Raw genomic sequence first — 19214 nt, 5'->3', positions numbered from 1 at the left:
GACCCTTACGGAGGACTCTCCTTTGAACAATCATATGAAAAATCTTGTCATCTGGGCGATAATCTTCATCCTGATGGTCGTCCTGTTCAACCTTTTCAATCAGCCGCCCGTGCCCAAGGACACGCCGTCCTACAGCGAGTTCCTGTCCATGGTGGACAGCGGCGCCGTGGCCCAGGTCAAGATCCAGGGCCAGAAGATCACCGGCCTGAAGAGTTCCGGCGAACAGTTCCAGACCTACGCTCCCGAAGATCCCAAGATGATCGAGACCCTCATCGCCAAGGGCGTGGAGGTCAAGGCCGAGCCGCCGGAGGATTCGCCGTGGTATCTGACCCTGCTGCTCTCCTGGTTCCCCATGATCCTGCTCATCGGCGTGTGGATTTTCTTCATGCGCCAGATGCAGGGCGGGGGCAGCGGCGGGCGCGGGGCCATGAGCTTCGGCCGGTCCAAGGCGCGGCTGATCAACGAGGAGACCGCCAAGGTCACCTTCGATGACGTGGCCGGCGTGGACGAGGCCAAGGAGGAACTCTCCGAGATCGTCGATTTTCTGCGCGAGCCGCGCAAGTTCACCCGTCTGGGCGGACGCATCCCCAAGGGCGTGCTCCTGGTGGGCGGCCCCGGCACCGGCAAGACCCTGCTGGCCCGGGCCGTGGCCGGAGAGGCGGGCGTCCCGTTCTTCTCCATCTCCGGTTCGGACTTCGTCGAGATGTTCGTCGGCGTGGGCGCGTCCCGCGTGCGCGACCTCTTCGCCCAGGGCAAGAAGAACGCCCCGTGCCTGATCTTCATCGACGAGATCGACGCCGTGGGCCGCCAGCGCGGCGCCGGCCTGGGCGGCGGTCACGACGAGCGCGAGCAGACCCTGAACCAGCTGCTCGTGGAGATGGACGGCTTCGAGTCCAACGAGGGCGTCATCCTGGTGGCCGCCACCAACCGCCCGGACGTGCTCGACCCGGCCCTGCTCCGGCCCGGCCGCTTCGACCGCCAGGTGGTCGTGCCCAGCCCGGACCTGCGCGGCCGCGAACGCATCCTCAAGGTGCACTGCCGCAAGACCCCGCTGTCCCCCGAGGTCAACCTGGAGATCATCGCCAGGGGCACCCCCGGCTTCTCGGGCGCGGACCTGGAGAACCTGGTCAACGAGGCGGCGCTCGGCGCGGCCAAGCTCGGCAAGGACCGGGTGGACATGAACGATTTCGAGGAGGCCAAGGACAAGGTCATGATGGGCGGCCGCGAGCGCCGTTCCCTGATCCTGTCCGAGGAGGAGAAGCGGACCACCGCCTACCACGAGGGCGGTCACGCCCTGGTGGCCAAGCTCCTGCCCGGCACCGACCCGGTGCACAAGGTCTCCATCATCCCCCGCGGGCGGGCGCTCGGCGTGACCATGCAGCTGCCCGGCGAGGACCGTCACAACTATTCCAAGGCGTTCCTGACCAACAACATGGCCGTGCTCATGGGCGGTCGCGTGGCCGAGGAGGTCGTCCTGGACCAGCTGACCACCGGGGCCAGCAACGACATCGAGCGGGCCACCAAGACGGCCCACAACATGGTCTGCATGTGGGGCATGTCCGACAAGCTCGGGCCCATGAGCTTCGGCGACAACCAGGAGCAGGTCTTCCTGGGCCGCGAACTCATCCACAACAAGAACTACGGCGAGGAGACGGCCAAGCTGATCGACTCCGAGGTCCGGCGCTTCGTGGACGAGGCCTACGAGAAGGCCACCAGCCTGATCAAGGACAACCGCGAGATTCTGGACCGCATCGCCATGGCCCTGCTGGAACGCGAGACCATCACCGGCGCGGACATCGACCTGCTCATGGAGGGCAAGCCGCTGCCGCCCATGGAGCCGGCCAACCACTCCGGCTCCTCGAGCGCACCCTCGGGTGCGGGTTCGTCGGGCACGGCCTCGGGCTACACCGCCGACGGCCGGGCCGCCCAGCCCTCTGGCCCCGGCTATGAGCCCGTGAGCGAGAAACCCGGCGAGTCCGGGGACGCCGGAAAATCCTCCGGCGGTTCCGGCGACGACTTCATCCTCGACGAGGGCGAGGGAGACGGACACGACGGGGACGACGGCAAGAACAAACTGCAATAATCACCGGACGTACCGATGATGCACGATACAATATGGACAGTTAAGGGGGGCAAGGTCTTGGGACCAGCCCCCTTCTTTATTGCCGGGATCGTCAACGTGACCCCGGACTCCTTCTACGACGGCGGGACCCACCCCGACACGGTCACGGGCGTGGCCCACGGGCTCAGGCTGGCCCGCGAGGGCGCGCACATCCTGGACGTGGGCGGCGAGTCCACGCGGCCCTACGGAGAACCGGTGAGCGAGGCCGAGGAACTGGCCCGCGTCCTGCCCGTGGTCGAGGGGCTGATCGCGGCCCGGACCTGCTCGGTCATCTCCGTGGACACCTACAAGGCCAAGGTGGCCGCCCGCTGCCTCGAGGCCGGGGCCGCCATCGTCAACGACGTGTCCGGGTTCCGTTTCGAGCCGGAGCTGCTGGACGTGCTCGTCGAGTACAAGCCCGGCTACGTGCTCATGCACTCCCTGGGCCGCCCCGAAGACATGCAGGACGAGCCGCGCTACGACGACGTGGTGGAGGACATCCTGGCCTTTTTCGAGGAGCGGCTGGGGGTCCTGGAGCGGGCCGGACTGCCGCTGGACCGGGTGGTCCTGGACCCCGGCATCGGCTTCGGCAAGAAGCTCGAACACAATCTGGCCATCCTGCGGGAGATCGAGCGCTTCAACCTGTTCGGCCTGCCCGTGTACATGGGGCTGTCCAACAAGTCCCTGTGGCAGGGGCTCCTCGGGCTCGAGGTCGGGCAGCGCGGGAACGCCACCCAGGCGGCCACGGCCGTGCTGGCGGCCAGGGGCGTGCCCATCCATCGCGTGCACGAAGTCGAATTAACGCGACAGACGTTGACCATAGCTCGGGAATTGGCGTAGTTAAAGAGCATGTTTGAGCTTTTCGGTATTCAAGTCACCTGGAGGGTCCTGCTCGACATCGGGCTGGTGGCCTTCATCTACTACAACATCATCGTCCTCGTCCGGGGGACCCGCGCCGCCGCCGTGCTCTACGGCCTGGTCATCGTGCTCGTGGTCTACTACGTGGCCGAGAAATTCAACCTCTACACCCTGAACGCGCTCCTCGGCGAGTTCCTGACCTCCCTGTTCCTGGTGGTGGTCATCCTGTTCAAGACCGACATCCGCAAGGGGCTCGCCTCGGTGGGCACCAAGCGGTTCTGGACCAAGTCCAACGTGCGCGACGACACCCTGGACCAGCTGACCCAGGCGGTCATGTCCATGTCGCACTCCTCCACCGGCGCGATCATCGTCATCGAGAAGAACATGCCGCTGGGCGACATCATCGAGCGCGGCATCGAGCTGGACGCCAAGGTCAACAAGGAACTCATCGAGACCATCTTTTTCACCGACACGCCCCTGCACGATGGGGCGATCATCGTCCGCCGCGACCGCATCGTGGCCGCGGCCTGCATCCTGCCCCTGTCCAACAAGCTGCGCGGCCAGCCCATGTACGGCACCCGGCACCGGGCGGCGCTCGGCATTTCCGAGGGGTCGGACGCCATCACCGTGGTGGTCTCCGAGGAGCGGGGCGAAGTTTCCGTGGCCATGAACGGCCGCCTGACCACCAGCCTGGACGAGACGCGCCTGCGGCGCGTGCTCAAGAACGCTTTGGGGCGCTGACATGCTCAAGAACTGGCAAACCGTACTGCTGTCCGTAGCCCTGGCCGTGTTCACCTGGTTCCTGGTCACCGGCCGTGAGGTGGTCGAGACGTGGGTGGACATGCCCGTGGTCATGACCAACCCGCCCGAGGGGCTGATCATCGAGGACGGCCTGGTGGACAAGATTCAGGTCCGCCTGCGCGGGCCCAAGGGGCTGGTCGGCAACCTGTCCTCCCAGAACCTGGTCTATCCGATCAACGTCAGCAACCTCAAGATCGGCGAGCAGGTGGTGGACATCGACCCGGCCAAGATTCCCCTGTCCTCCACCTACGAGATCATCGAGGTCCGGCCCAACCGGCTGCGCCTGACCGTGGACCGGCGCATCTCCAAGAAGATCACCGTGGAGGCCGCCTGGGCGGGCAACCTCAATTCCGACTACCGGTTGCAGGAGGTCACGGCCTCGCCCGACGTGGTCACCATCCGGGGGCCCGAGACCCTGCTCAGAAAGATTTCCAAGACCCGGGTGGTCCTCAAGGGCGACTTCCCCGAGGACGTGCCCCGGTCCTGGGCCGAGGACGTGGCCCTGGAGGTCCCCGACGAGATCGAGGCCTCGCCCGGCCAGGTCAACGTGGAGGCCTACTTCGCGCCCAAGACCCGCGAGATATGGGTCAAGGTGCCCATCGAGTACCAGGACCCCGAGGGGTACAAGGTCTCGGTCTCCCAACGTTACGTGCGCCTGCTCATCCAGGGCCCGGTCTTCCTGTTCCACGACGACGAATACCGGAAGGCCATCCTGGCCTCCGTGGTCTTCGGCGGCAAGGTGGCCGAGGGCGAGTTCGAAATGAACTACGAGGTGACCCTTCCCGAAGGGTGCAGGCTCGAAAAGAAGAATCCCGAGACGGTCACCACCGTCATCAAAAAGAATTAGCCGCCCGCCGGGCGACAAGTTGGAGCGTGTCATGAAACAGAGGCTTTTCGGAACCGACGGCCTGCGGGGGCAGGGGAACATCTTCCCCATGACCCCCGAGATCGCCCTCAGGCTCGGCCTGGCGGCGGGGCAGTACTTCCGCAACGGCGACAAGCATCACCGGGTGGTCATCGGCAAGGACACCCGGCTGTCCGGCTACGTCTTCGAGACCGCCCTGACCAGCGGCCTGTGCGCCAACGGCATGGACGTCTTCCTGGTCGGCCCCATGCCCACCCCGGCCATCTCCTTTCTGACCCGGAACATGCGCGCCGATCTCGGCGTGGTCATCTCCGCCTCGCACAACCCGTTTATGGACAACGGCATCAAGTTCTTCGACCGCAACGGCTTCAAGCTGCCCGACGAGGTCGAGGACGAGATCAGCGAGCTGGTCCTGGGCCAGGACACCAAGTGGGACTATCCCCCGGCCGAGGACGTGGGCCGCGCCCATCGGATCGCCGACGCGCGCGGCCGGTACATCGTCTACCTGAAGAACAGCTTTTCCCCGCACCTGACCCTGGACGGGCTCAAGATCGTGCTCGACTGCGCCCACGGCGCGGCCTACGGCGTGGCCCCGGACGTGCTCGAGGAGCTGGGGGCCGAGGTGGTCAAGGTCGGTGTGAACCCGGACGGCCTGAACATCAACCGGAAATGCGGCTCCCTCTATCCCGAGGTCATCGCCAGGATGGTCGTGGAGGAGGGCGCGGACCTGGGCATCGCCCTGGACGGCGACGCGGACCGACTCATCGTCTGCGACGAGAACGGCCGCATCCTGGACGGCGACCAGATCATGGCCCTGTGCGCCCTGGAGCTCATGGAGAAGGACCGGCTGCCCGGGAACATGCTCGTGGCCACGGTCATGTCCAACATGGCGCTCGAACTGTTCATGACCGAGCACGGCGGGCGGCTCTTGCGCACGGACGTGGGCGACCGCTACGTGGTCGAGGCCATGCGCCGCGAGGGGGCGACCCTGGGCGGCGAGCAGTCCGGGCATCTCATTTTCATGGACCATGCCACCACGGGCGACGGGCTCCTGGCCGCGCTGCAACTTCTGCGCATCATGCGCGAGCGGGAGCGGCCCCTGTCTGAACTGGCCGGGCTGCTCGAACCCTTCCCCCAGGTGCTCCGGAACGTCCACGTCAAGCGCAAGGTTCCCTTTGACCAGGCCCCCGAGGTCCAGGAGGCCGTGCGCCGGGTGGAGGCCGCCCTCAAGGGCAAGGGCCGAGTGCTCCTGCGCTACTCCGGCACCGAGGCGGTCTGCCGCGTCATGGTCGAGGGCCAGGACCCGGAGCTGGTGGAGAAATTGACGGGCGACATTGTTGAGGCGTGCGAGAAGCACTTGAAGTAGTTCAACTTCCACAGCGGAGGATCCCATGGATATCACCAAAGCCGTCATCCCGGTCGCTGGCTGGGGCACCCGTTCACTCCCGGCCACTAAGAACGTCCCCAAGGAGATGCTGCCGATCTTCCGCAAGCCCATCGTGCAGTACATAGTGGAGGAGGGCATCAGCGCGGGCCTGAAGGACGTGGTCTTCATCACCAACCAGAACAAGACCATCATCGAGGACCACTTCGACCGCAACTTCCTCCTGGAGCAGCTCCTGGAGCGCGCGGGCAAGACCGCCATGCTCGAGGAGGTCCGCCGCGTGGCCAGCCTGGTCAACGTCATCGGCGTGCGCCAGAAACAGCAGCTCGGCCTGGGACACGCGGTGCTGACCGCCCGCGAGGTCTGTCAGGACCAGCCCTTCGCGGTCATGCTCGGCGATGACCTCATGTTCGGCGTGCAGACCGGCATCGGCGAGCTGATCAAGACCGCCAAGGAGACCGGCAAGGCCGTCATCGGCGTCATCGAGGTGCCCAAGGCCAAGGTCAGCCGCTACGGCGTGATCCAGGGCGAGGCCATCGACTCGCACACCTACCGCGTGACCAGCCTGGTGGAAAAACCCGCGCCCGAGAAGGCCCCGTCCAACCTGGCCATCATCGGCCGCTACGTCCTGCTGCCCGAGATATTCGACATCCTCGAGGGCCAGCGCGCGGGCGTGGGCGGCGAGATTCAGCTGACCGACGCCCTTCAGGGGCTGGCCGACCGGGACAAGCTCCTGGCGGTCCGGCTGGGTGGCCAGCGGTTTGACGCGGGCGACTGGGTGGAATATCTCACGGCCAACATCTACTTCGCCCTGCAGGACGAGGAACTGCGCGACGATCTCGTCAAGCGGCTGCGGGAACTGTTGTCCTGCTCCTCGACCTAATGCGTATTGAACCGGCGGGCGCCCGGCGCGCCCGCCGTTCCGAACCGGAATCAGAGAGACCATGAAGACCCTGCTGACATTACTGCTCCTGTGTCTGACCGCGCTGCCCGCCCACGCCTTCGTGCCCGACGGCGAGGAACTGGCCGCGCGCCTGCAAAAGCACTACGGCCCCATGCGTTCGTGGCAGGCCACCATGACCTTCCCGGACCATCCGGGCGTGGCCGTGGACCTGTGGTACGCGGGCGGCCGCTGGCGGCAGGAGTGGCGGGCGGACGGCAAGGCCGTGGCCGTGGGGTCGCTGGGCAACGTGGTCGGGGCGTGCACCCCCGGTCCCTTCCCCCTGTCGCCCCTGTTCGTCTGGATGGTTCCCCATCCGGTCAAGGCCTGGCAGGCCTGGGGCGTGGACGTGACCGCGGGCGACTATGGCTTCTGCGGCGAGGACCCGTGCCTCATGCTCGGCGCGAATCCGGCCGACGCGGCCCGGCCCACGGTCTATCTGAACAACGAGGACCTGGCCCCGCTCCTGGTCCGCTATTCTTCCGCCGCGGGCATGATCTCCGTGGAGTTCGCCGACTACCGGACCTTTGCGGGCTACCGCGTGCCGGGCCGGGTGACCGTGCGCACGGACCGGGGCGAACTGGCCGCCGACGTGCAGTGGGTCCGGCTGAACAATGCGGGCGGCGAAGAGCTCTACGCCCGCGAGGGGCTCGATCCCGCGCCGTGCGTGGAACCGGCCGAGCCCTTCGGTTTTCTGCGCGACGCCTTCCGCTATCCAGGGACCAAGTAATCCCGTCATGGCCGATCTCTGGCAGGTAACGCTCGTCAGTCCGCCCTATGCGACGTGGACCTACGGGCTCCCTTCCCATTTCCCGCCCCTGGCTCCGGGGCAGCGGGTGGTCATCCCCTTCGGCAAGTCCCACCGGGCGGGCGTGGTGGTCGGTCCGGCCGAGTCCGCGCCCGAGGGCGTGGAGATTCGGAACATGATCTGGCCGTTGGAGCCCGCGCCGCTGCTGGACAAGGATTTCGTGGACATGGCCGTGAACCTGGCCGCCCGGCAGATGGTCCACGTGGGCCGCATTCTGGAGATAGCCCTGCCGCGCGGGCTGCGCACGGCGGCCGTGACCTTCAAGGTGGACCGGCACATGACCGGCCGCGACCTGCCCGGCTCCCTGCGTCCGCCGGACATCGTCCGGGCCGGGGACAGGGATCGGGAGGCCCTCCTGGCCCTGTGGCTCGACGGGCGCATGCGCGTGCGCGTCAACGCCCGGAAGGAGGCCGAGGAACGCTTCGTGTCCCTCCTCTCCGACCCGCCGTGGGCCGTGCGGCCCAACGCCAAGCGGCAGCTCAGGCTGCTCGAATATCTCATGGAGAACGGCCCGCAGTCCCTCTATGCCCTGCGCCATTCCCTGGGCGACTGGGCCCCGGACACGGCCGCCCGGCTGGAGGGCGCGGGCGTGGTCCGCATGGGCGAGCTGACCGCCGATCATCTGGCCGAGATCGACGGCGCGGGCCGGGGCGGAGAGGGCGGGAGCCAAGGGGATGATCCCGGCTGCGCCTTCACCCTGACCCCGGAGCAGCGGACCGCCCTGGACGAGATGACCGAGACCATGGAGCGGGGCGGCGGCGCGCACCTGGTCCACGGCGTGACCGGCAGCGGCAAGACCGTGCTTTACATGGAGATGGCCCGGCGGCTCCTGGAACGGGGGCGGTCCGTGCTCTTCCTCGCGCCCGAGGTGGCCCTGGCCTGCCAGCTCTACCGCACCGTGGCCCGGCGGTTTCCGCAGTACCGGACGATTTTCTACCACGGCTACCAGAGCCCGAAGAAGCGCGAGGCCGCCTTCCGCGAGCTGGCCGGAGGCCATGACCCGGTCCTGGTGGTCGGCACCCGGTCCGCCGTGTTCCTGCCCCTGCCCGACCTGGGCATGGTGGTCATGGACGAGGAGCACGACGAGTCCTTCAAGCAGGAGGACCGGCTGGCCTACCACGCCAAGGAGGTGGCCTGGTTCCGCACCGGCCGCAACAAGGGGCTGCTCCTGCTCGGTTCGGCCACGCCCGACGTCAAGACCTTCCAGGCGGCGGTCACCGGGCGCATCCGGGTGTCCACGCTGAAGGAGCGGGTGGGCGACAGCCGCTTGCCCGAGGTGGAGCTGGTCAACATCGCCGACATCGGCGGTTCCGGGCAGCTCCTGTCGCCCAAAGTGCGCGAGGCGGTCCGCGAGACCGTCGAGGCCGGGGAGCAGGTCATCGTCATGCTCAACCGGCGCGGCTACGCCCCGCTCATGTACTGCCTGGACTGCGGCGAGACCGTGCGCTGCCCGGACTGCGAGGTGGGCATGACCTACCACAAGGGGCGCGAGCGACTTGTCTGCCACTACTGCGGCCGGACCTACGGCTGGCCCCTGACCTGCCGCAAGTGCGGCGGCGCGCATTTCATCCCCATGGGCGAGGGCACGGAACAGCTGGAGGAGACCCTGGCCGAACTGTTGCCCGAGAACACCGGGGTCCTGCGCCTGGACCGCGACTCCACTCGGCAGCAGGAGCGGCTGGAGGAGATTCTCGGGGCCTTCGGGCGGGGCGAGGCCCAGGTCCTGGTGGGCACCCAGATGATCTCCAAGGGGCACCATTTCCCCGGCGTGACCCTGGTGGTCGTGGCCGACGGCGACCTCGGCCTGAACCTGCCGGACTACCGTTCCTCGGAGCGGACCTTCCAGCTGCTCGTCCAGGTGGCGGGCAGGGCCGGGCGCGGCGACCGGCCGGGCCGGGTGCTTATCCAGACGCGCAACCCGGACCACCCCATCTGGAAGGAGGTCCTGGGCGGCGACTACCGGGGATTCTTCGACCGCGAGATATCCCGGCGGACCCTGTTCCGCTACCCGCCGTTCTCGCATCTGGCCCTGGTGCGCATCAGCTTTCCCGCGGACTTCGAGAACGGCCAGGCAGCGGTCAACCTCCTGGGCCAGGTCCTGCGCGAGCAGGGCAGGGCGCTTCAGGTGGACGTGCTCGGCCCGGCCCCCGCGCCTCTGGCCATGCTGCGCGGGCGCAGGCGGTTCAACTGCCTGCTCAAGTCCGACGACTGGGGCAAGGTCCGGGGGCTGTACGCGGCCATGGTCCGGGCCAACCCCGACCCGCGCACGGTCCGCACCGGCCTGGACCTCGACCCCCTGTCCACCCTGTAGGTATCGACAGGGGCCGGGTTGTCGGCTAGGCTGGCCCCACTTTGCAACAATGAGGTAATCACCCCCTATGAAGCGTTTTTCCCTGTGCCTGTGGCTGTGCGCCGTCCTGCTCCTGCCTGCGGTTTCGGCTTCGGCCCAACCTTCGAAGGTCGGGTTCGTCAACCCGCAGCGGATCATCAACGAGTCCAGGATCGGCAAGATCGCCCAGGAGGACTTGGCCGGACTGGGCAAGGAAAAGGACCGCCGCGTTCGCGGGGCCCTGGACAAGGTCAACAAGTTGCAGGAGGGCCTCAAGGAGGACGCCCTGTCCGTGAGCGAACAGCAGAGCCGCGAGAACGAGCTGCGCCTGGCCGTGCGCGGCTACGAGCAGCTGGTCCAGAACAGCAACCAGGAGATTCAGGACGAGGAACGCCGCCTGATCCGCTTCGTCATGCGCCGGGCCGACTCCATCCTCAGGGAGATCGCCCGAGAGCAGGGGTTCACCATGATCCTGACCGACCCGGAGATCATCGGTTACGTGGACGGCAACATGGACATCACGGACCGGGTCATCCGTGAACTCAACTCCATGAAGTAGGGGGTGACGATCATGCGCAGACTTTCCCTGACTCTCGTCGCGGCCCTGGCCCTGGTCCTGGCCGCTTCCTCCGCCTTCGCCTTCGGCAGGATCATGTACACGGACCGTCCGCTCAACCTGCGCGACGGCCGTTCGCCCAAGGCCGAGTGGATAGGCAGCCTGTACGCCGGACAGAAGGTCCGGGTGGCCCACGAAAAGGACGGCTGGGTGGCCATCTACGAGCCCGCCGCCACGGACCCGAGCGAGGCCAAGGCCGCCGGCTACTCCAACGCCAAGTTCCTCACGTCCACACGGGACCGTTACGAGCCCAAGCCGTGGGGTGAGCTGGTCCGCTCGTCCACCAAGCTGAACATCCGCTCCGAGCCGAACGTCCGGGGGACCAAGGTCCGCACCCTGGAGGCCGGGGAGCCCGTGCTCATCGATTTTCCCGAGGACGACTGGACCATGGTCTTTTCGGCCGAGGCGACCATCCGTTCCAAGATGAACGGCATCGGCTATTGCAGCACCAAGTACCTGGAGCCGGTCCCGGCAGGGGAGCGCACCGCAGCCCCGGCTCCGGTCGCCGCCGCAGCCCCGGCCCCGGCTCCGGCCGCCGCGCCCGCCGCGCCGGTCCGGGCCGAAGCCGCGCCCGAACAGCAGTCCACGGCCATCCAGCGGGTGGCCCTGACCAACGAGGTCAACGTGTACCAGAGCCGGACCACCAATTCGCCCCTGGTCAGGACCCTGCGGCCCGGCGACGTGGTTCAGCTCGGCCTGCTCGCCAACGGCTGGTACGCGGTCTTCAAGGCCAGCGACATGATCCGCTCGGAGAGCAGTTCCCTGGGCTACTCCCTGCGCTCGGCCATGGACGCCAATTCGCGCGAGGCGGGCGTGGTGGTCGCGCCGGTGACGCCCCAGGCCGCGTCCGTCCGGGCCGAGGCCCCGGCGAAACCCGCCGAACCCGCCCGGCCCACCAAGGTGGAGGCACCCGAGCTTTCGGCCGCCGCCATCAAGGCCGAGGCCACGAAGTCCGAGCCCCGGACCGCGCCGGAACCGGCCTATGAGCCCCGGACCGCGCCCGAATCCGGAAAGCAGCAGACCCTGGTCATCGACCGGTCCGCCTTCCAGGACGTCAAACGGCCCGATCCGACCCCGGACCAGACCGCCCACGGCTACCGCTACAAGCTCCTGGAACAGTCCGAGACCCGCGAGTATGGTCAGGTCTGGATCGTGCTCAAGGTCTTCCTGTCCACCACCAAGCTGCCCGACCGCGCGGCCCTTCAGGACTTTGCCGCCAGCCTGTGGAAGGACCATCGCCGGGTGACCAAGAACGTGCTCGTGGCGGTCTATCTGCCGGGCATGAACGTGGACGACCTGGCCTGGGGCATGGTCAAGTTCGACTACGACGGCATGACCGAACTCTGGACCCGGAGGGCCACCCTGTTCGGGACCAAGTTCCTCTAGGCCGGTCCCTGCGTTCTTTCTCCGCAAAGCGGCCTTCGGGATTCGATTCCGCCCATCGGAAAATCAACGTCAAGAAAAAGCCCCCGCACGGCGTTCCGTGCGGGGGCTTTTCTCGCGTGGCGGGGCCGGATCAGCCCATTTCCTGTTCCAGGAACAGGGGCACGCTCTTTTCCATGGCGGAGCGCATGCGCGGCTTCTTGGGCGCGGGCTTGTCGGCCTCGCCCGAGGCCACGTAGAGGCTGTGGCAGCTCTGGCATTCCCAGTGCTTTTCGTGCCGGTGCAGATGGACCAGCAGCCCGTCGCGGTCGTAGCAGACCTGGCAGAAGGGCCCCTTGCGCTCGCCGTCCTCGTCGAGCCAGTACTTCTGGCCGTCGAACCGAACCTTTTCCGCCAGGTCGAGGACTTCCGCCACCTCGGCCAACTGCCGCTTGAGGGCCTCGTTCTCGTCGCAGACCGCCAGGAACTCGTCCTGAAGGCTCTTGAGCAGCACCCTGCCTTCGTCTAACCGACCCGCCTCGAACAGGTCGAGGGCCCGCTTGAAACCGGTGGCCTGGAACAATGTGGAAAACATGAAGGACATCCCCCGTTGTATGATATGCCTCGGCAGCCTTATCGGCCGCTTCAGGACGGTACTTTAGTGTCCATGAATAACTTTACAGGGGTTGGAAAAGGGCATAGGTTCTTTCTCAGCTAGGGGGGCCCTTCGGGGCTGAGATGGATCGAGCGGATCCGACCCTTTGAACCTGATTCGGACAATACCGACGTAGGGAAGCTGCCACAGGGTCGAAATTCGTCATCATGTAGCGCTTGCCTCACCTCGGAGGCAGGCGCTTTTTCTTTGGCATCGCGCCTGCAAGGAGACCGTTATGATCGTCACCATCAACGGCAAGGCGGCGGAGCTGGACGAGCCCCTGACCATTCTCGCCTTGCTCGAATCCAAGGAGATCGCGCCCCAGGCCGTGGTCGTCGAACGCAACGGGGACATCGTGCCCGGCGAGCGTTTCGAGTCCGTGAGCCTGAACGACGGCGACCATCTGGAAATCCTCCGCTTCGTGGGCGGGGGCTAGGAGCACGCATGACCAAGGACACCTTCACCATCGGCGGCAGGACCCTGACCAGCCGCCTGTTCACCGGCACCGGAAAATACGGCGACGACGGGATCATCCCGGCCGTCTGCGAGGCCTCGGGCTCCGAGGTCATCACCGTGGCCCTGCGCCGGGTCGACCTTCAGTCCACCACGGGCAACGTCATGGACTGCATTCCCGAACACATGCAGCTTTTGCCCAACACCTCGGGCGCGCGCAACGCCGACGAGGCAGTGCGCATCGCCCGGCTGGCCCGGGCCATGGGCTGCGGCGACTGGATCAAGATCGAGGTCATCTCGGACAACCGCTACCTCCTGCCCGACGGCTACGAGACCGTGAAGGCCACGGAGATCCTGGCCAAGGAGGGCTTCGTCGTCCTGCCCTACGTCAACGCCGACCTGTACGTGGCCAAGGCCCTGGTCGATGCGGGGGCGGCCGCGGTTATGCCGCTGGGCGCGCCCATCGGCACCAACCGGGGGCTCAAGACCCGCGAGATGGTCCGCATCCTCATCGAGGAGATCGACCTGCCCATCGTGGTGGACGCGGGCATCGGCCGTCCGTCCGAGGCCTGCGAGGCCATGGAGATGGGCGCGGACGCGGTCCTGGTCAACACGGCCATCGCCACGGCCGCCGATCCGGTCATGATGGCCCGCGCCTTCGGTCGCGCGGTCCGGGCCGGGCGCGAGGCGTACCTGTCCGGTCCCGGCGCGAAACGGATGCTGGCCGACGCCTCCTCGCCCCTGACCGGTTTCCTGGGAGGCGCGGCATGAGTTTTTACCCGCTCATCGAAACCTACGCCGAGGCGCTGCCCGACGCGCGTTTCGACGACTTCACGGAAGAGGACGTGCGCCGGGCCCTGAACCGGACCACGGCCACGGTGGAGGACTTCATGGCCCTGATGAGCCCGGCCGCCTCCACCCTGCTCGAGGAGATGGCCCGCAAGGCCAGCGGGTTGACCGTCCAGCACTTCGGCCGGACAGTCAGCCTGTTCACTCCCCTCTACCTGGCCAACATCTGCACCAACCACTGCGTTTACTGCGGGTTCAACTGCACCAACAAGATCCACCGCTCCATGCTCAGCCTGGAGGAGGTGGACGTGGAGGGCGCGGCCATCGCGGCCACCGGGCTCAAGAACCTGCTCATCCTGACGGGCGACGCCCCGGCCAAGACCGGGGTGGACTACCTCGAGGCCTGCACCAGGGTCCTGAACAAGCACTTCCCGTCCGTGTCCATCGAGGTCTTCGCCCTGACCGGGGAGGAGTACGCGCGCCTGGTCAAGGCGGGCGTGGACGGCATGACCATGTTCCAGGAGACCTACGACGAGGAGCTGTACGCCGTGCTCCACCCCAAGGGGCCCAAGCGGGACTACCGCTTCCGTCTGGACGCTCCGGAACGGGCCTGCCGGGCGGGCATGCGCGTGGTCAACATCGGCGCGCTCCTGGGGCTGGGCGACTGGCGGCGCGACGCGCTCCTGACCGGCCTGCACGCGGCCTATCTCATGCACCGCTACCCGGAGACGGACATCGCCGTGTCCCTGCCGCGCATGCGTCCGCACGTGGGCGACTGGGAGCCCAAGACCATCGTTTCGGACAAGGACATGGTCCAGTTCCTGATGGCCCTGCGCATCTTCCTGCCCAGGGTGGGCATCACCATCTCCACCCGCGAGAACGCCGAGTTCCGCGAGAACATCCTGCCGCTGGGCGTGACCCGCATGTCCGCGGGCGTGTCCACGGCCGTGGGCGGGCACTCCGCCGAGACCAGCGACGAGGAGAACACCGGCCAGTTCGACATCAGCGACGCCCGCAGCGTGGACGAGGTCTGCGCCGCCCTGCGTCTCAAGGGATACCAGCCCGTGTTCAAGGACTGGGAGCCCATCTTCGAGACTTCGTCTGCAACCATGGAGGGGGCATGAACAAGGTCGAGGAAGGGATCGCCGCCCACATCGGCGAGGACAGGCTGGCCCGGCTGCAACGGGTGAAGATCGGCATGGCCGGGTGCGGCGGACTGGGCTCCAACTGCGCCATGCACCTGGTGCGCAGCGGCTTCACCCGCTTCGTCCTGGTGGATTTCGACCGCGTGGAGTTCTCCAACCTGAATCGCCAGGCGTTCTTCAGCGCCCAGGTGGGCGAGTTCAAGGCCGAGGCCCTGGCCGCCAACATGCGCGCCGTGAACCCCGACCTCGAGCTGGAAATCTACGTGGAGCGCATCGACGTGGCCCGTGTCAAGCGGCTGTTCGGCGAGTGCGACGCCGTGGTCGAGGCCCTGGACCGGGCCGTGGCCAAGAAGCGGCTGGTCGAGGCCCTGCTGCCCCTGGGGAGGCTGGTGGTCACGGCCTCGGGCATCGGCGGCTGCGGCGACGGCGACGCCCTGGTTACCCGCAGGATTCGCGACAACTTCTATCTCATCGGCGACGGGACCACCGAGTGCAACCTGGACACGCCGCCCCTGTCGCCCAGGGTGGGCATCGCCGCCGCCAAGCAGGCGGACGTGATCCTGTCCCATTTCCTGGGGACCATGAACGGCAAGGAGGGCGAGTGATGACCATCACCCGACACAATATCCTGGACACGGACCTCTACTGCCTGACCGCCGAGAAATTCTCCCTGGGCCGGTCCAACGTCGAGGTCGTCCGGCAGATGCTCGACGCGGGCATCAAACTGGTCCAGTATCGCGAGAAGGAGAAGAAGGCGGGCGCCAAGCTCGAGGAGTGCCGCGCCATCCGCGAGATGACCCGCGAGGCCGGGGCCGCCTTCATCGTCAACGACGACATCGACATCGCCATCCTGGTGGGCGCGGACGGCGTACACGTGGGGCAGGAGGACCTGCCCGTGGAGTGCGTCCGTCGGCTGGTCGGCCCGGACATGGCCATCGGCCTGTCCACGCACAGCCCGGAACAGGCCCGCGAGGCCGTCCGGTGCGGCGCGGACTACATCGGCGTGGGTCCGATCTTCAGGACCTACACCAAGGACGACGTGGTCGATCCCGTGGGCTTCGAATACCTCGACTGGGTGGTCGCCCATCTGGACATCCCGTTCGTGGCCATCGGCGGCATCAAGGAGCACAATCTCGGCGAGGTGGTCCGGCACGGCGCGCGCTGCGCGGCCCTGGTCACCGAGATCGTCGGGGGAGCGAATATTGCAGACACAATAACCGCGCTGCGTCACCAAATGGACGCGGCGAAGGAGTAACCCAATGAGCTATACCACGCAAATGGACGCGGCCCGCAAGGGCATCGTCACCCCCCAGATGGAGACCGTTGCCCGTAAGGAAAACATCCGCATCGAGGACCTCATGGAGCGGATGGCCAGAGGTTCGGTCATCATCCCGGCCAACAAGAACCACAAGAACCTGGACGCCGAGGCCGTGGGCGAGGGCATGCGCATCAAGATCAACGTCAACCTCGGCATCTCCAAGGACTGCTGCGACGTCGAGCCCGAGCTGGAAAAGGTCCGGGCCGCCCTGGACATGAAGGCCGAGGCCATCATGGACCTGTCCTGCTACGGCAAGACTCAGGAATTCCGGCAGAAACTGGTGGAGATGTCCCCGGCCATGATCGGCACGGTGCCCATCTACGACGCCGTGGGCTTCTACGACAAGAACCTTCAGGACATCACCGTGGACGAGTTCTTCAAGGTGGTCGAGCGCCACGTCATGGACGGCGTGGACTTCCTGACCATCCACGCGGGCCTGAACAAGCACACCGCCGAGAAGGTCAAGAGCGCGAAACGGCTGACCAACATCGTCTCGCGCGGCGGCTCCCTGCTGTTCACCTGGATGGAGATCAACAAGGCCGAGAACCCGTTCTACGAGCACTTCGACCGGCTGCTGGACATCTGCGAAGAATATGACGTGACCCTGAGCCTGGGCGACGGTTGCCGTCCCGGCTGCCTGTACGACGCCACCGACGCCTCCCAGGTGGAGGAGCTGATCACCCTGGGCGAGCTGACCAAGCGCGCCTGGGAGCGCAACGTCCAGGTCATGATCGAGGGCCCCGGCCACATGGCCATGAACGAGATTCCCGGCAACATGATGATCGAGAAACGGCTGTGCCACAACGCGCCGTTCTACGTCCTCGGCCCCCTGGTCACGGACGTGGCGCCGGGCTACGACCACATCACCGCGGCCATCGGCGGGGCCATCGCGGGCGCGTCCGGCGCGGACTTTCTGTGCTACGTCACCCCGGCCGAACACCTGCGCCTGCCCACCCTCGAGGACATGAAGGAGGGCATCGTGGCCACCCGCATCGCGGCCCACGCCGCCGACATCGCCAAGGGCTATCCCGGCGCCGTGGAGTGGGACAACAACATGGCCCGGGCCCGCGCGGCCCTGGACTGGGACGCCCAGTTCGCCCTGGCCATGGACCCGGTCAAGCCCGTGGAATACCGCAAGTCCTCGGAGCCCGAGCACAAGGACTCCTGCACCATGTGCGGCAAGATGTGCGCGGTGCGCAACATGAACCGCGTGCTTGAGGGCAAGGACATCCAGCTGGACGACTAGTCCGGCCCGGCTTCCCGCCGAAACCGGCCCCGGAGGTGTTCCGCCTCCGGGGCCTTTTCGTTTCCGCGCCCGATTTCCGTCTGTTCTCGTCCATTTTCTGTGGTTCGTTTTCTGTTCGGAAAGCATACAGTTTTGTCAGCCCTGTTCGAATTTCGCACAGCCCGCTTTTGTATACCGATTCGGTCCGATACCCAAATTGGCCGTGTTCGTGACTTGGGATCATTGGAGTTCCCGGCCGGGGAAGAGGGAGGCCGGGCGCGTCCGCTTTCCCCTTGGCATCTGGGGTGCATCAGGGCGGACACCGTCAAGAGCGCACCGGTGGCAACCGTGAATCCATCAACCTGAACGTAATGGAGGTTTTCCCATGAGTGAGACAATGCGAGCCGCTGTTTGGCATGCCAGAGAGGACGTGCGGGTGGAGACCGTTCCCGTTCCCCCGTCCCCTCCGGCGGGTTGGGTCAAGATCGCGGTCGAGTGGTGCGGCATCTGCGGGTCGGACCTGCACGAATACGTGGCCGGGCCCATTTTCATCCCGGTGGACGCTCCGCATCCCCTGACCGGCAAGCAGGGCAGCGTCATCCTGGGCCACGAGTTCACCGGCCGGGTGGTGGAGCTGGGCGACGGCGTGACCAACGTCAAGGTCGGCGACATGGTCGCCCCGGACGCCTGCCAGCACTGCGGCGAGTGCGTCACCTGCCGGGCCGGACGGTACAACGTCTGCGAGAAGCTGGCCTTCACCGGTCTGCACAACGACGGGGCCTTCGCCCGGTACGTCAACGTTCCGGCCGAACTCTGCTACGTGCTGCCCGAGGGCGTTTCCCCCGAGGCCGGGGCGGTCATCGAGCCGCTGGCCACGGGCTTCAAGGCCGTGCGCGAGGCGGGCACCATCCTCGGCGAGACCGTGGTCGTCATCGGCGCTGGGACCATCGGTCTGGGCACCATGATGGCCGCCAGGGCCGCCGGAGCGGCCAAGGTCATCGTCCTGGAGATGTCCGCCGCCCGCATCGCCAAGGCCAAGGAGTGCGGCGCGGACGTGGTCCTCAACCCCCGCGAGTGCGATCCCGTGGCCGAGGTCAAGGCCATGACCAACGGGTCCGGGGCCGACGTGTCCTTCGAGTGCGTGGGCAACAAGATGACCGGCCCCCTGGCCGTGGACCTCATCCGCAACGCGGGCCGGGCCATCATCGTGGGCATCTTCGAGGAGCCGAGCGAGTTCAACTTCTTCAGCCTGAGCGGCACGGACAAGCGCATCATCGGCACCCTGGCCTACACCCTGGACGACTTCATGGGCGTGTCCGCCCTGCTGGCCGGCGGGCGGCTCACGGCCGAGTCCCTGATCACCGGACGCATCGGCCTGGAGGACATCGTGGAGAAGGGGTTCCTGGAACTGATCAACAACAAGGACGAGAACATCAAGATCCTCGTCAAGCTCGGGGAATAGCCGCGTAACGCACGTCCCCGGACGGGGCGGCGTCCGGGGCGGTCCCCATGTCCCACCTTGCAGCGGGCCGCTGTTTCATGGCGGCCCGCCGTCCTTTCCGCTT

General features: G+C 66.8%; 18 protein-coding genes and 1 riboswitch. Of the genes, 17 read left to right on the top strand and 1 reads right to left on the bottom strand.

Features of this window, described 5'->3' with window-relative positions:
• The first annotated feature begins 22 nt into the window (after window positions 1-22).
• The 10 genes from ftsH (at window position 23) to DND132_RS04450 (ending at window position 12088) form a co-directional block, all read left to right on the top strand.
• Window positions 23-2083 carry an ATP-dependent zinc metalloprotease FtsH gene (gene ftsH / locus DND132_RS04495; RefSeq protein ID WP_014321522.1) on the top strand — a complete coding sequence of 687 codons (2061 nt, stop codon included), beginning with the start codon at window positions 23-25 and terminating at the stop codon, window positions 2081-2083.
• A 15-nt stretch (window positions 2084-2098) separates the two neighbouring features.
• Window positions 2099-2941 (top strand): dihydropteroate synthase, encoded by an 843-nt coding sequence (folP, locus tag DND132_RS04490; RefSeq protein WP_014321521.1) that lies wholly within the window; start codon window positions 2099-2101, stop codon window positions 2939-2941.
• Window positions 2942-2950: 9 nt separating this feature from the next.
• Window positions 2951-3700, top strand: coding sequence for a diadenylate cyclase CdaA (gene cdaA, locus DND132_RS04485; RefSeq protein ID WP_014321520.1), 750 nt, complete (start codon window positions 2951-2953; stop codon window positions 3698-3700).
• A gap of 1 nt (window position 3701) precedes the next feature.
• A complete protein-coding gene (locus DND132_RS04480) occupies window positions 3702-4607 on the top strand; it encodes a CdaR family protein (RefSeq protein WP_014321519.1) in 906 nt (301 codons plus the stop codon).
• Between the two features lie 31 nt (window positions 4608-4638).
• Complete coding sequence (gene glmM, locus DND132_RS04475) at window positions 4639-5991, top strand: phosphoglucosamine mutase (protein ID WP_014321518.1); 1353 nt, start codon at window positions 4639-4641, stop codon at window positions 5989-5991.
• A gap of 25 nt (window positions 5992-6016) precedes the next feature.
• On the top strand, window positions 6017-6892 hold the full coding sequence (gene galU, locus DND132_RS04470) for a UTP--glucose-1-phosphate uridylyltransferase GalU (RefSeq protein WP_014321517.1): 876 nt from the start codon (window positions 6017-6019) through the stop codon (window positions 6890-6892).
• Between the two features lie 61 nt (window positions 6893-6953).
• Window positions 6954-7679, top strand: a complete 726-nt coding sequence (locus tag DND132_RS04465; RefSeq protein ID WP_014321516.1) for a hypothetical protein — start codon at window positions 6954-6956, stop codon at window positions 7677-7679.
• A 7-nt stretch (window positions 7680-7686) separates the two neighbouring features.
• Window positions 7687-10068, top strand: a complete 2382-nt coding sequence (gene priA / locus DND132_RS04460; RefSeq protein ID WP_014321515.1) for a replication restart helicase PriA — start codon at window positions 7687-7689, stop codon at window positions 10066-10068.
• A gap of 67 nt (window positions 10069-10135) precedes the next feature.
• Window positions 10136-10645, top strand: a complete 510-nt coding sequence (locus DND132_RS04455; protein WP_014321514.1) for an OmpH/Skp family outer membrane protein — start codon at window positions 10136-10138, stop codon at window positions 10643-10645.
• 12 nt (window positions 10646-10657) lie between these two features.
• Window positions 10658-12088: an SH3 domain-containing protein gene (locus DND132_RS04450; protein ID WP_014321513.1), complete on the top strand. Its 1431-nt coding sequence runs from the start codon at window positions 10658-10660 to the stop codon at window positions 12086-12088.
• Between the two features lie 130 nt (window positions 12089-12218).
• Here DND132_RS04450 and DND132_RS04445 read toward each other — a convergent pair whose 3' ends face one another.
• On the bottom strand, window positions 12219-12659 hold the full coding sequence (locus tag DND132_RS04445) for a hypothetical protein (RefSeq protein ID WP_014321512.1): 441 nt from the start codon (window positions 12657-12659) through the stop codon (window positions 12219-12221).
• Window positions 12660-12770: 111 nt separating this feature from the next.
• Window positions 12771-12875: riboswitch (TPP riboswitch) on the top strand.
• A gap of 79 nt (window positions 12876-12954) precedes the next feature.
• Here DND132_RS04445 and thiS point away from each other — a divergent pair.
• The 7 genes from thiS to DND132_RS04410 all read left to right on the top strand — a co-directional run bounded on the left by thiS (window position 12955) and on the right by DND132_RS04410 (window position 19111).
• Window positions 12955-13155, top strand: coding sequence for a sulfur carrier protein ThiS (gene thiS / locus DND132_RS04440; protein ID WP_014321511.1), 201 nt, complete (start codon window positions 12955-12957; stop codon window positions 13153-13155).
• A gap of 8 nt (window positions 13156-13163) precedes the next feature.
• Window positions 13164-13943: a thiazole synthase gene (locus DND132_RS04435; protein WP_014321510.1), complete on the top strand. Its 780-nt coding sequence runs from the start codon at window positions 13164-13166 to the stop codon at window positions 13941-13943.
• Window positions 13940-15085, top strand: coding sequence for a 2-iminoacetate synthase ThiH (thiH, locus tag DND132_RS04430; RefSeq protein WP_014321509.1), 1146 nt, complete (start codon window positions 13940-13942; stop codon window positions 15083-15085). Before DND132_RS04435 ends, thiH begins: the two co-directional genes overlap by 4 nt.
• Window positions 15082-15711 carry a sulfur carrier protein ThiS adenylyltransferase ThiF gene (gene thiF, locus DND132_RS04425; RefSeq protein WP_014321508.1) on the top strand — a complete coding sequence of 210 codons (630 nt, stop codon included), beginning with the start codon at window positions 15082-15084 and terminating at the stop codon, window positions 15709-15711. Before thiH ends, thiF begins: the two co-directional genes overlap by 4 nt.
• A complete protein-coding gene (gene thiE, locus DND132_RS04420; protein ID WP_014321507.1) occupies window positions 15711-16361 on the top strand; it encodes a thiamine phosphate synthase in 651 nt (216 codons plus the stop codon). The genes thiF and thiE overlap by 1 nt, the downstream gene beginning before the upstream one ends.
• A gap of 4 nt (window positions 16362-16365) precedes the next feature.
• On the top strand, window positions 16366-17670 hold the full coding sequence (thiC, locus tag DND132_RS04415) for a phosphomethylpyrimidine synthase ThiC (RefSeq protein ID WP_014321506.1): 1305 nt from the start codon (window positions 16366-16368) through the stop codon (window positions 17668-17670).
• A gap of 376 nt (window positions 17671-18046) precedes the next feature.
• A complete protein-coding gene (locus tag DND132_RS04410; RefSeq protein WP_238528326.1) occupies window positions 18047-19111 on the top strand; it encodes a 2,3-butanediol dehydrogenase in 1065 nt (354 codons plus the stop codon).
• Window positions 19112-19214: the final 103 nt, after the last annotated feature.

This window comes from Pseudodesulfovibrio mercurii, assembly GCF_000189295.2.
GTDB classification, from domain to species: domain Bacteria; phylum Desulfobacterota; class Desulfovibrionia; order Desulfovibrionales; family Desulfovibrionaceae; genus Pseudodesulfovibrio; species Pseudodesulfovibrio mercurii.
The sequence above is the reverse complement of the archived record's forward strand: the minus strand, read 5'-3'. Positions and strand labels throughout refer to the sequence as shown.